Origin of the sequence: Geodermatophilus sp. CPCC 206100 (assembly GCF_048569675.1) — a bacterium.
In the GTDB taxonomy this organism is placed as follows: Bacteria; Actinomycetota; Actinomycetes; order Mycobacteriales; family Geodermatophilaceae; genus Geodermatophilus.
This window is the reverse complement of the sequence record NZ_JAQISV010000041.1, coordinates 35,896-47,599: the sequence shown is the minus strand read 5'-3', so window position 1 is coordinate 47,599 and position 11,704 is coordinate 35,896. Positions and strand designations below refer to the sequence as shown.

Below are 11,704 nucleotides of genomic sequence, written 5' to 3'. Positions count from 1 at the left end.
CGTGCGGCGGCTGCTGCCCGGGGGCGACACGGACGAGCTGGCCGACGACGCGCTGGCCGACGCCTACCGACTGCCGCCGGGCCGGTCGCTGCGGGTCAACTTCGTGACGTCCCTCGACGGCGCGGTCACCGTGGCAGGGGTGAGCGAGGGCCTGGGCTCCCCCGGCGACCGTCGGGTCTTCCGGCTGCTGCGGGCGCTGGCCGACGTCGTCCTGGTCGGCTCCGGCACCGCGGCCGGCGAGGGGTACCGGCCGGTGCCACCGTCGTCGACCGTGGGCCGGCTCCGTGCGGCGCTGGGCCGGCCGGCCGAGCTGCCGATCGCGGTGGTGTCCCGCCGGGCGTCCCTGGCCCCCGGCGACCGGCTGGCGGCCGCGCCCACCCTGCTGGTCACCTGCGAGGCGGCCGACCCGGACCGCCGGGCGGCGCTGGCGGACGCCGGCGTGACGGTGCTGGTGTGCGGGGAGGACGACGTCGACCTGCCGCTGGCGCTGGACCGGCTGGCCGACCTCGGGTTCGAGCAGGTGCTGTGCGAGGGCGGCCCGGCGCTGCTGGCCGCGGCGCTGGACGACGGGGTGGTCGACGAGCTGGACCTGACCGTGGCGCCGGCGCTGGTCGGCGGGGAGAGCCGGCTGCTGCCCGGGGCGCTGGCGGCGGTCGTGCGGCCGCGGCTGGTGCAGCTGCTGGAGGAGGACGGCGTCCTGTTCACCCGCTACGCGCTCGACCGCTGAGACGCCGGCCCCTCAGTCCTCGCCCTCGAGAGCGCGCTGCAGGTCTTCCGGCAGCGGGTCGTCGAAGTCGTCAGCGATCCAGACGCGGCCACGGTCGAAGCCGAAGTTCGGCGTCCGACGTGCCGGCCCGACGAGCCGAGCGACCACCCGCCCGCGGTCGGTGATCTCGACCTCCTCGCCGGCCGCTACCTTCTCGAGCAGCCGGGTGAGTTGCTTCTCCGCCTCGTGCACCTCGACGGACGTGGTCACACCGCTCAGTCTGCTCGCGAACTCTCGCGCTCCGCGCCAGTGCGCACGTCGAGCCGCCTCAAACGCCGCGAGGGCGGCCCGGGAGATCCCGGACCGCCCTCGGCGGGTGGTGGGTCAGGCGGCGGAGGGACGAGTGTCCTGCGCCAGGTTGACCTTGATCTCGAACGTCGCCTGGTCGCCCTGGACGACGTTGGTCGCACCGGTGGGCAGCTGGATGGACACCAGCACGCAGGCACCCTGGTCCTTGCTGACCACGGTCGGCTGCGCGAACGTCGGGAAGGCGGCGTTGCGGAGCAGGCCGTCACGCGTCACGGAGAACGGGAAGAGGGTGACCTTGCCGGTGGGCAGGGTGCTCAACCCGGTCGTCGGCACGGTGGTCTCGGTGCAGGCGGCCGCGTCCGCCGCGGCCGCGTAACCGATCTTGACGTTGACGGCCTCGCCGAACTCGCCGACACCCTTGCCGGTCCCACAGTCGTCCCCGGCGTCCTTCTCCGGCTGGAGGCAGTCACCCTCCAGGTTGTCCACCTTGCCGATGCTGCCGGTCAGCAGGCCGTTGATGCCCGTCCCGGTGTTCTGCACGAAGAACGGCAGCACCTGGGTCTCGCCGGGGACCATGTCGTCGACCGTCGCGGTCGTCGAGGCCGTGCCCTCGGCGCCGACGAGCAGCGTGCCCGCGCCGGCGGTGCTGCCGGTGGCCGTCTGGGCGGTGAACGCGGCGAAGGTGCCGCTGGCACCGAAGGCGATGAGGGCGGTGCCACCCATGGCGGCGGCGGCGAGGGCGATCTTCTTCACGGGAGTCTCCTGTCGGTGTCCCCGTCGAGGCGACGGTTCTCGCCGGACGTCTGCGCGGCGAACGACCCAAGACTCGGTTCCGGGCAGCTGCCGCGGCATCGTCAGAACTGTTGATTGCCCTGCGCTCCACGACACCTCCGCCACACTGGGCACGCGAGTCGCACTCGCCACTCCCCTGCGCTCGGGATCCGGGTCCTGTGGTCTCCTCCTCGCGAGAACGGCTGGTTCTGCGAACGGGGACGCGGGGCACATGAGGACGACGACGCGCGGCGGCACCCTCGCCGGCACGGTCCGCAGCACGTGGAGCCGGACCTCGACCCGCCGCCTGACCGCCGTCGTCGGGCTGCTCGCGGTCCTCGCGCTGGCCAGCGACGAGGCGCGGCACGCGGTGCTCGTCGTGCTCGGCGTCCTGGGCCTGTTCGCCGCCGGCGCCGGGTTCCTGCTGCGCTGGCGGGTCACCGGGACGCGGGCCACGTGGCAGACCGGGATGGGTCTGGTGCTGCTGGGGCTGCAACTCCCTGCCGCGATCGCGGTCGACGCCCTCCTCGACGGCCGCTGGCCGGCCGTCGCCACCGCCGCGGGCCTGTGCGTGGTCGCGTGGGCGGCCGTCGCCAGCCTCCGTGCGTTCACCGACCCCGTCACCCGGCCGCGGCTGCAGCGGGCCGTCCTGGTGAGCCTCACCGCGCTCGTGACGACCGGGGCCGCACTGGCACTCGTCGCGGTGGCCGGCCCCTGGCCCGCGCTGGCCTGGGCGACGGTCCCGGCGGCCTACCTGCTGGCCGGAGCGCCGTGGCTGGCCGTCACCGTCGCAGCGTGGCGCATCGACCCGCTCGGTGTGCGGGACCTGCGGTCGGCGCGGACCCTGGCCGTCGTCGCACTCGCCGTCGGGCTGCTCACCGCGCTCAGCGGGCTGCCGTCGGTGCTGCCGGCCACCACCACCGAGGTGCAGACCGTCTCCGACCTGGGACTGCTGCTGGTCGCGCTGGTCGCGTTCGACACCGCCGCCCGGGGCCTGGCCGACGCGCTGGCCGGCCAGGAGCGCTACGTCGCCGGGCTCCTGGAGCAGCTGGCCGGACACGAGCGGCAGCTGCAGCAGGCCCGCGGCTGCCTGCACGACGCGCGGGCCACAGTCGCGGGCGTCCGCGCCGGGTCGTCCGCCGTCCGCCACCTGACCCGGCCGGAGGCCGCCGCGGCGCGCGCCGACCTCGAGGAGTCCGTCGCGGTCGAGCTGGCCCGGCTGGAGCGGATGCTGCGCTTGCCCGACCGGCCGCCGTCGGTCAGCAGCGTCGACCTCGACGGGCTCGTGCGGGCCCTCGTGATCGGCCACCGCGAGCGCGGGCTGCGGGTGAACTGGGCACCGTCGGAGCAGCCGCCGGTCGTCGTCGACGGCGACGCACTCGCGGTCATCCTGGGGAACCTGCTCGGCAACGCCCTGGTGCACGCACCGGGAGCGCTGTGCCGGGTCACCGTGGACGTGGACGACTCCCTCACCGTCACCGTCGCCGACGACGGCCCGGGCCTCCCGGCGGCCCGCCGCGCGGCCGCGTTCGAGGCCGGCGCCCGCCGCTCGGGCAGCCCCGGGGAGGGCCTGGGCCTGGCCATCTCCCGCGACCTCGCCCGACGGAACGGGGGCGACCTCGTCGCCGAGGACGTGACCGCGGGGACCCGCTTCGTGCTCCGGTTGCCCCTCCACCCGCCGACCGCCCCCGGAACAAGATCGTCCGGGATGCGGGACACCGCGGTGCCGCTGAAGCTGGCCGGGTGACGGAACCGGTCATCCTCGTCGACGACCACTCCCTGTTCGCCCAGTCGGTCCAGATCGGGCTGCGCGCCGCCGGGATCCGCGCGGAGCGGGTGCCGCCGACGTCGGCGGCCGACATCGAACGCGCCTGCGCCGCGGCGGCCCCGGCCACGGTGCTCCTGGACCTGCGGCTCGGCACCGGCGTGGACGGCGTGCCGATCGACGGCCTGGACCTGGTCGGCCCTGTGACGGCCGCCGGGTGCCGCGTCGTCGTGGTCACCGGCGAGACGGGAGACGGCACGTGGGGAACCGCCGTCGAGCGGGGTGCGGTGACCGTGTTGCCCAAGGACACGGGGCTGGACGACCTCCTTCAGGTGGTCACCGCGGTCCGCGAGGGCCGGCCCGTGCTGTCCGAGGGACGTCGCCAGGACCTGCTCGCGGCCGCCCGGCGGGCGCGGGCGGAGGAGAACGCCCGGTTGGCGCCGTTCCGTCAACTCAGCGCCCGCGAGGGAGAGGTGCTGCGCTGCCTGGCCACCGGGATGCCGGCGGCCACCATCGCCGCGACCGCGCACGTCAGCGAGGCCACCGTGCGCACGCAGATCCGGGCAGTGCTGACCAAGCTGGAGGTGACCTCGCAGCTGCAGGCCGTCGCACTGGCCCGCCGGTCCGGCTGGCTGGACCTGCCCGGCGCCACCCCTGTGACCTGACCGGGACCCAGGGGCGCCGCGCCCGGCCGTGATCAGGTTCAGTCGGCCGTCGTACCCGTCGGCGAGCCGTCGGCCACGGTTGCGTCCGCGGCGGTGTTCCCGGGGGCGTCCGTGGGCAACTGCTCCGCCTCGGGATCGCTGTCCACGTCCTCACCGGCACCCCCGTCGACGTCGCCCGTGACAGCGGTCTGCCCGGGCGAGTCGCCGGACTCATCGGTCAGCTCGTCGCTCGTGCGAGCAGTCACGTTCGGCGACTCCTCGACCGGGACGGGCACCGGGGGGCTGACGCGCAGCGCCACGTCCGCCTGGTCGCTGAAGCCGCCGTCCGGGTGCTGCAACGTGAAGCTGAGCACGCCCTCCCAATCTGCGGCTGGTGACGTCCCCTCCGCCATGAGCAGCACCGTCAGCGGAAGGTCGATCGGCGCGGCATCCGCCTCGAGCAGGAGCACGTTCGCCTGCATCGGGCCGGTGCTGGGCAGGAGGCCGCAGAGATCCGTCGGCTCCTGCCTCTCCTCGTGCGGCACGTCGACGGAGATCGTCACTCCCGCCGGGCACGGTGCAGCGCCCGACTCCCCTACAGCAGAGACCTTGAGCACGGCAGGTGCGCCGCCGGAGAGCTGCGCCTGCAGCGGGATCGTCGCCGTGCTCCCGGCCTGCAACTCGACGCCCGTGTCGCTGTCAGTACGCGAGAGGCGCAGCGATCCGGCGCCGGCCACGGCCGACTCGGAAGCGGTGTCACTGAGCAGGGCGGTCGTGCCGCCGAGGCCGAGCAGCAGCGCCGTCGCGGCGGTCAGGCTCCCCAGTCCGAGCGCGGTGCGGCGCCTCACGCGGCACGCCCCGAGCGCCGGCGGCGCACCACCACGAAGACCAGGCCGCCGAGGACGACCGCGCCGAGGAACGTGCTGCCCCAGGCCAGCGCCTGGCCGACGATGGAGGTCGACGCCGACTCGGTGGCCACGGCGACCCCGCCGTCGTCGACGGTGACGGGCGTGTCCACCCGTCCGACGACCGGTCCGTCCGCCGCGACGCTGGTGCCGGCGTCGACAGGCGCGGGCGCGCCGGCCGGGGTCGCTCCGCCCGCGGCGGCCGCACCACCGGCGCCGCCGCCTGCCGCGGTGGCGCTCCCCGTCGTCGTGCCGGTCCCGACCGGCCCACCCGCGGCGGCTGCCGCACCGCCACCCGAGGAGGTGGCCGCGTTCCCGGATGCTGCACCGCCGGAGGTCGCGCCGTCGGACGTGGCTCCGTCGACGGGGTCCTCGGCCGTGGTCGTCTCGTCGTCGTCCGAGGGCGGGGCGAGCTCCTCCTCGCCGACGACGCCGAGGCTGAACGTGATGCTGTCGGACTGGGCGAGGTTGTCGGGGTCCGCAGATCCCCCGTCCGGGAACTCCAGGCGGAGCACGAGGCAGTTCACGCCCTCGACGTCGAACCTGCTCGCGACCCCGTCGATCAGGGCCAGTGGCACGCCCTCGCCGGTGGCCCGGCAGCCGGTCTCGCCGTCCACCCCGCCCGCGACCGTGGCTTCCAGGAAGTCGGCCAGCTCGCCCTCCTCGTCGCCGCAGGTGTCGTCGCCGGACTCGGACTCCGGCTCGACGCAGTCGTTCTCCCACTGCGTGAGCGCGCTCACGGAGACGCCGAGGCGGTCCACGTCGGTGGCCCACCCCGCCGGCAGCGGGACGTCGAGCGTCTGGCTGCCGCCGGGGGCCAGTGGTTCGCCGGCCAGCGCCGTGCCGGGCGTGGCCAGCACGGCGGCCACGGCGAGCACGGCGCCGAGGGCGGGGAGGGGTCGGCGCACGTGCCCATGCTCGTGCGCCGGAACACGGCGCACATCGACAAAATCGATGATGTCGGGAGCGAGCCCGCCGGGGAGCATCGGAGCGTGCCCTCCCCTGCCCCCACCTCGACAGCCGCCGGCAGCGCGTGGGTCCACACCCTGCGCCGGGTGGCCTCCTGGGTGCTCGGCGCGGTCCTGCTGACCGGGACCGGCGCGGCCCTGGGGTTGGTCGCCTATCCCATGGTGACCGGGGGTGCGGCTCTCGCCGTCCTCAGCGGCAGCATGACGCCGGGCCTGCCGGTCGGGGCCATGGCCTTCACCAAGCCGGTCGAGGACCCGGCGACGTTGCAGGTGGGCGACGTCATCACCTTCCAGCGCCGGCCCGACGCCCCCGAGCTGGTGACCCACCGGATCATGGCCGTCGACGCATCGAGCGGCACTCCGGTCTTCACCACCCAGGGCGACGCCAACAACGCCCCGGACGTCGACCCGGTCCCCGCCTCCGCCGTGCGCGGCGAGCTGGCGTTCAGCGTGGACGACCTGGGCCGGACGGCGTCGATCCTCCAGTCGCCCAAGGGCGCGGGCATGCTGATCGTCCTGGTGTGCGCCGTCATCGCCCTCTCACCGGGACCGCGGCCGAAGGAGTCTCCCGACCGCGACCGGTCCGCGAAGCGGGACCGCTCCACGACGACCGCGGACCGGGGCGAGGAACCGCCCACCCCGCTGACGGGCGACGCGACCGTGCACCTCCAGGTCGCCCGCCCGGCCGTCCCGCCACCCCGGTCGGCGATCGGACTGCTTCACTGACCAGCATGGACCTGCCCCTGCTGCCGCCGGTCAAGCCGATGCTGGCCAAGGCGTCGACCAAGCTGCCCACCGCCGAGGGCCTGTTCTACGAGCCCAAGTGGGACGGCTTCCGCTGCATCGTCTTCCGCGACGGCGACGAGGTGGAGCTGGGCAGCCGCAACGAGCGCCCACTCACCCGCTACTTCCCCGAGGTGGTCGCCGCGGTCAAGGCCGCGCTACCGGAGCGGTGCGTCGTGGACGGCGAGATCGTCGTCCCGCAGGGCGACCGGCTGCACTTCGAGGCGCTGCTGCAGCGCATCCACCCGGCCGAGTCGCGGGTGAACCTGCTGGCCGAGCAGACGCCGGCGTCCTTCGTCGCCTTCGACCTGCTGGCCCTCGGCGACGAGTCACTGATGGAGACGCCGTTCGAGCAGCGCCAGGCCCGCCTGCGCGAGGTGATCGGGGCGGGCACCGACTCGGTGCACGTCACCGCCATCACCCAGGACGCCGGGACGGCGCAGCGCTGGTTCCAGGAGTTCGAGGGCGCCGGCCTGGACGGCGTCGTCGCCAAGGCCGCCGACCTGCCCTACGGCCCCGACCAGCGGCTGATGACGAAGGTCAAGCACGTGCGCACCGCCGACTGCGTGGTCGCCGGCTTCCGCTGGCACAAGAGCGGCCCGATCGTGGGCTCGCTGCTGCTGGGGCTCTACAACGACGACGGCGACCTGCAGCACATCGGCGTCGCGGCGTCCTTCCCGATGGCCCGCCGGGCCGAGCTGGTGGAGGAGCTGGCCCCGTACCGGGCCGAGGCGCTGGACGGGCACCCCTGGCAGAGCTGGGCCAACGCCGAGACCAACGGGGACGGCGAGCACCGGATGCCCGGCGCGCAGAGCCGCTGGAACGCCGGCAAGGACCTCTCGTGGGTGCCCCTGCGCCCGGAGCTGGTCGTGGAGATCAAGTACGACCAGCTGGAGGGACGGCGGCTGCGGCACACCGGCCAGTTCCTGCGCTGGCGCACCGACCGGGAGCCGCGCAGCTGCACGTACGAGCAACTGGAGGTGCCGGTGAGGTACGACTTGGCGGAAGTGTTCGCCGGCTGACTCCGGCGGCCTGTCGCGGACACGGCGCAGCCGCAGCCGGACATAGAGTGGTCTCCCGTGTCGAGGAACGTGGGGGACCTGCTGCGGACGACGGCCCGCGGTCTGGGCCAGACCTTCCTGACCGTCGGGTTCGTGCTGCTGCTGTTCGTCGTCTACGAGCTGTGGGTGACCGACCTGCAGAGTGCAGCGGCGCAGGAGGACCTCACCACCGAGCTCCGCGAGGAGTGGAGCCGGGAGGCCCCGGCGGCGCGGGCCGTGCCCGGTGAGCTGACCGACGGCGAGGCGTTCGCCTTCCTGCACATCCCGCGGCTGGGCGAGGACTACGCCCGCGCCGTCGTGGAGGGCACCGCGGCCGAGGACCTGGAGCAGGGACCCGGCCACTACCGCGACACGGCGATGCCCGGGGAGCAGGGCAACTTCGCCGTCGCGGGCCACCGGGTGGGCCGCGGCTCGCCCTTCCTCGAGCTGGACGAGATGCGCCCCGGCGACCCGATCATCGTGGAGACGGCCGACAGCTGGTTCGTCTACCGCGTCCTGGGCGACCCGGTGACCGGCGACCTGGCCGGGGGCCCCTCCCCCGTGCCGGGCCAGCAGATCGTGTCGCCGGCCGACGTCGCGGTGATCTCCCCCACCCCCGGCGGCGCCGCGGACGGCCCGGCCACCGGCGCGTACCTCACCCTCACCACCTGCCACCCCGAGTACTCCGCGCGGCAGCGGCTGATCGTGCACGCGGTGCTCGACGGCGCCCCGATCGCCCGCGCCGACGCCCCCGCCGGCCCGCCGGCCCTGAACGGGCAGTGAGGACGACACCGTGTACACCTGGATCTGGCGCCACCTGCCCGGCGGCACCGCCGTCAAGGCCCTGCTGTCCCTCGTCCTGATCGCGGCGGTGAGCGCGCTGCTGCTCTTCGTCGTGTTCCCTCACGTCGAGCCGTACCTGCCGTTCGCCGACGTCACCGTCGTGGACTGACCCGCCGGACGCCGGCAACGCTCCGTCGGGGTCTGTGACCCCGCGGACACCTCGATGCGGCGGGCCCGCCCGCCTCATACGCTCGTGATCATGCGTCTGTCCCCCGGTCTCGTCGCGGCCGCTTCCGCGCTGCTCGTGGCGGTCTCCGGCTGCACCTCGTCCTCCGACACGACGGCGGCCGAGTCGTCCTCGGCGGCGGCCTCGGCGACCCCGGCGGAGCCGACGGCCGCGGACATCACCTGGACCGACTGCGACGAGCAGATCCAGCCGCTCGTGGAAGGCCGGCCCGGCAGCGAGCGCGACGTGGCGTTCGAGTGCGGCCGCACCGAGGTGCCGATCAGCTACGACGAGCCCGACGGCGCGACCATGCCGATCTTCCTGGTCCGCGCGCGGCTGGCCGGGCAGGCCGACCGCATCGGCTCCCTGCTGGTCAACCCCGGCGGCCCCGGCGCGTCGGGGGCCGACGCCGCCATCGGGCGGGCGCTGACCCTCCCCGAGGACGTGCTGCGCCGTTTCGACCTGATCGGCTTCGACCCGCGCGGCGTGGGGCTGTCCACGCCGGTCGAGTGCGTGCCCGACGAGCTGAAGGACCGGATGGTCGCGGCGGAGCCGCGCCCGGTCACCGACGAGCAGCTCGACGCGGTGTTCGCCATGGCCCAGGAGGCCGCCGAGGGCTGCGCCGAGGAGTACGGCGACGCGCTCGGGACCTTCTCCACCACCGCCACCGCCCGGGACATGGACCTGCTGCGCCAGTCCCTGGGCGACGAGCAGCTGACCTACCTCGGCTACTCCTACGGCACGACGCTCGGCTCGACCTACGCCGAGCTGTTCCCCGACCGGGTGCGGGCCCTCGTGCTCGACGCCGCGGTGGACCCCGAGGCCGACCCGCAGGCCGACGCCGAGGCGAGCGCGGCCGCGTTCGAGGCCGGCTTCGACGCCTTCGCGGCCAACTGCACCCAGCTGATCGCCGGCTGCCCGATCGGCGCCGAGCCGCGGCGCTTCGTCGAGGACCTGCTGGCGCGGGCGGCCGCGGCCCCCATCCCCAGCGCCCGCCCGGGTGAGACGCGGCAGGCCACCCCGGGGGTGATCATGACCGCCGTCCAGGCCGCGCTCTACAGCACCACCGCCTGGCCGCAGCTCGCGCAGGGGCTGGCCGCCGCGCAGGCCGGCGACGCGCAGGCGCTGTTCTCCCTCGCCGACACGTACTACGGCCGGCTGCAGGACGGCTCCTACTCCAACCTCATCGACGCCAACACGGCGATCAACTGCGCCGACAGCGACCCCGACACCGAGGTGCCCGAGGAGGACATCCGGGTGCTGGCCGCCGACTGGGGCCAGCGCTACCCGCTGTTCGGCGCGGGCGCCGCGGCCGGTCTGTACCCCTGCACGGTGTGGGAGGCCGAGCGCACGCCGCTGCCCGAGCGGGACGCGCAGGGCGCCGCGCCGATCCTCGTGGTCGGCAACTCCGGGGACCCGGTCACGCCGCTGCCCGGCGCGGTCGACATGGCCGCGGACCTGGCGTCCGGCGTGCTGCTCACCTGGCAGGGACAGGGCCACACCGCCTACCCCAAGAACGACTGCGTCAACGGGGCGGTCAACGCCTACCTCATCGACCTCACCGTCCCCGCCGAGGGGACGACCTGCCCGTTCTGACGGGGGTTCGTCCTAGGGTGCCCGGATGAGCACCCTCGGGACGGGCCGGTGATGGCGGCGGCGAAGGACGCCGTCGTCCTCCAGGTGGACGGGCGGGAGGTGCGGGTCTCCAGTCCGGAGAAGCCGTACTTCGGTGAGCGCGGGATCCGCAAGATCGACGTGGTCGAGTACTTCGTCAGCGTCGGCGACGGCATCCTCAACGCGCTGCGGGACCGTCCCACGACGCTGGAGCGGTGGCCGGGCGGGGTGTTCGAGGGCGCCCGGATCTCCACCCGCGTGGACAACACCGGCGACGCGTTCTACCAGAAGCGGGTCCCCAAGAACGCCCCCGACTGGGTGCCGACCGCGCACATCACCTTCCCCAGCGGCCGGACGGCGGACGAGATCGCGCCCGACTCGGTCGCCGTCGTCGCCTGGTGCGCCAACCTCGGCACGCTGACGTTCCACCCGTGGCCGGTGTCGAAGACCGACGTCGAGCAGCCCGACCAGATCCGCATCGACCTGGACCCGCAGCCGGGCACCGACTTCTCCGACGCGGTGTGGGTGGCGCCGCACGTGCGCGAGCTGCTGGCCGAGTTCGGCATGCAGGGCTGGCCGAAGACGTCGGGCGGGCGCGGGGTGCACATCTACGTGCCGATCCAGCCGCGGTGGACCTTCCCCGACGTGCGCCGTGCGGTCATCGCGTTCGGCCGGGAGCTGGAACGGCGCATCCCCGACCGCGTGACCATGTCGTGGTGGAAGGAGGAGCGCGGCGAGCAGATCTTCATCGACTACAACCAGATGGCCCGGGACCGCACGATCGCCTCGGCGTACTCCATCCGCCCCAAGCCGCACGCGCCGGTGTCGGCGCCGGTTGACTGGGACGAGCTGCCCGACGTCTCGCCGTTCGACTTCGACGTCCTCACCATGCCGGCCCGGTTCACGGAGGTCGGCGACAAACACGCCGGGCTGGCCGACCACGCGTTCGGCATCGAGCCGCTGCTGGAGCTGGCCGAGCGCCAGGCGCAGGACGACGGCCTCGGCGACCTCCCCTATCCCCCGGACTACCCGAAGATGCCGGGCGAGCCGATGCGGGTCCAGCCCAGCCGCGCCAGGCGTCCCACCAGCGACGACGGGTGATCGGACGCCGGACCACACACACGCCCAGGCCGCTCTTCCCGGACAACCGCGAGCCCGAGCGGGATCCCCCCGTGTCTCTCGAGCGGTTC

Annotated in this window: 13 protein-coding genes; 9 read left to right on the top strand and 4 right to left on the bottom strand. The window is 74.5% G+C overall.

Features of this window, described 5'->3' with window-relative positions; translation table 11 throughout:
* Position 1: 1 nt before the first annotated feature.
* Complete coding sequence (locus PGN05_RS18490) at positions 2-727, top strand: dihydrofolate reductase family protein (RefSeq protein WP_419754033.1); 726 nt, start codon at positions 2-4, stop codon at positions 725-727.
* A gap of 12 nt (positions 728-739) precedes the next feature.
* On the opposite strand, the gene PGN05_RS18485 is transcribed toward PGN05_RS18490, so the two are convergent.
* Together PGN05_RS18485 and PGN05_RS18480 are read right to left on the bottom strand one after the other, a co-directional pair.
* The gene (locus tag PGN05_RS18485; RefSeq protein WP_419754032.1) at positions 740-976 is read right to left on the bottom strand and encodes a type II toxin-antitoxin system Phd/YefM family antitoxin; all 237 of its coding nucleotides are present in this window, start codon (positions 974-976) and stop codon (positions 740-742) included.
* Between the two features lie 114 nt (positions 977-1,090).
* A complete protein-coding gene (locus PGN05_RS18480; RefSeq protein WP_419754031.1) occupies positions 1,091-1,768 on the bottom strand; it encodes a TasA family protein in 678 nt (225 codons plus the stop codon).
* 250 nt (positions 1,769-2,018) lie between these two features.
* Here PGN05_RS18480 and PGN05_RS18475 point away from each other — a divergent pair, with 250 nt between their 5' ends.
* Together PGN05_RS18475 and PGN05_RS18470 are read left to right on the top strand one after the other, a co-directional pair.
* The gene (locus PGN05_RS18475) at positions 2,019-3,533 is read left to right on the top strand and encodes a sensor histidine kinase (protein ID WP_419754030.1); all 1,515 of its coding nucleotides are present in this window, start codon (positions 2,019-2,021) and stop codon (positions 3,531-3,533) included.
* On the top strand, positions 3,530-4,216 hold the full coding sequence (locus PGN05_RS18470; protein WP_419754029.1) for a LuxR C-terminal-related transcriptional regulator: 687 nt from the start codon (positions 3,530-3,532) through the stop codon (positions 4,214-4,216). The genes PGN05_RS18475 and PGN05_RS18470 overlap by 4 nt, the downstream gene beginning before the upstream one ends.
* A gap of 38 nt (positions 4,217-4,254) precedes the next feature.
* Here the strand turns inward: PGN05_RS18470 and PGN05_RS18465 are convergent, their stop codons facing one another.
* Both PGN05_RS18465 and PGN05_RS18460 read right to left on the bottom strand, forming a co-directional pair.
* Entirely contained in the window at positions 4,255-5,043 is a 789-nt protein-coding gene (locus tag PGN05_RS18465; RefSeq protein ID WP_419754028.1) for a hypothetical protein, read from the bottom strand.
* Positions 5,040-6,008 (bottom strand): hypothetical protein, encoded by a 969-nt coding sequence (locus PGN05_RS18460; RefSeq protein ID WP_419754027.1) that lies wholly within the window; start codon positions 6,006-6,008, stop codon positions 5,040-5,042. The genes PGN05_RS18465 and PGN05_RS18460 overlap by 4 nt, the downstream gene beginning before the upstream one ends.
* A gap of 84 nt (positions 6,009-6,092) precedes the next feature.
* On the opposite strand from PGN05_RS18460, the gene PGN05_RS18455 reads away from it, so the two are divergent.
* The 6 genes from PGN05_RS18455 to PGN05_RS18430 all read left to right on the top strand — a co-directional run bounded on the left by PGN05_RS18455 (position 6,093) and on the right by PGN05_RS18430 (position 11,615).
* A complete protein-coding gene (locus tag PGN05_RS18455) occupies positions 6,093-6,794 on the top strand; it encodes a signal peptidase I (protein ID WP_419754026.1) in 702 nt (233 codons plus the stop codon).
* Positions 6,795-6,799: 5 nt separating this feature from the next.
* Positions 6,800-7,873, top strand: a complete 1,074-nt coding sequence (locus PGN05_RS18450) for an ATP-dependent DNA ligase (RefSeq protein WP_419754025.1) — start codon at positions 6,800-6,802, stop codon at positions 7,871-7,873.
* 57 nt (positions 7,874-7,930) lie between these two features.
* Positions 7,931-8,674, top strand: a complete 744-nt coding sequence (locus PGN05_RS18445; protein WP_419754024.1) for a class E sortase — start codon at positions 7,931-7,933, stop codon at positions 8,672-8,674.
* Between the two features lie 10 nt (positions 8,675-8,684).
* Positions 8,685-8,843 carry a hypothetical protein gene (locus PGN05_RS18440; protein WP_419754023.1) on the top strand — a complete coding sequence of 53 codons (159 nt, stop codon included), beginning with the start codon at positions 8,685-8,687 and terminating at the stop codon, positions 8,841-8,843.
* A 90-nt stretch (positions 8,844-8,933) separates the two neighbouring features.
* Positions 8,934-10,496, top strand: coding sequence for an alpha/beta hydrolase (locus PGN05_RS18435; protein WP_419754022.1), 1,563 nt, complete (start codon positions 8,934-8,936; stop codon positions 10,494-10,496).
* Positions 10,497-10,547: 51 nt separating this feature from the next.
* Positions 10,548-11,615: a DNA polymerase domain-containing protein gene (locus tag PGN05_RS18430; RefSeq protein ID WP_419754021.1), complete on the top strand. Its 1,068-nt coding sequence runs from the start codon at positions 10,548-10,550 to the stop codon at positions 11,613-11,615.
* The last annotated feature ends 89 nt before the right edge of the window (positions 11,616-11,704 follow it).

Bases quoted from the DNA above. Each gene is read 5' to 3' on its own strand.
- PGN05_RS18475 (WP_419754030.1), top strand. From the start codon at position 2,019: ATGAGGACGACGACGCGCGGCGGCACCCTCGCCGGCACGGTCCGCAGC.
- PGN05_RS18450 (WP_419754025.1), top strand. From the start codon at position 6,800: ATGGACCTGCCCCTGCTGCCGCCGGTCAAGCCGATGCTGGCCAAGGCG.
- PGN05_RS18435 (WP_419754022.1), top strand. From the start codon at position 8,934: ATGCGTCTGTCCCCCGGTCTCGTCGCGGCCGCTTCCGCGCTGCTCGTG.
- PGN05_RS18430 (WP_419754021.1), top strand. From the start codon at position 10,548: ATGGCGGCGGCGAAGGACGCCGTCGTCCTCCAGGTGGACGGGCGGGAG.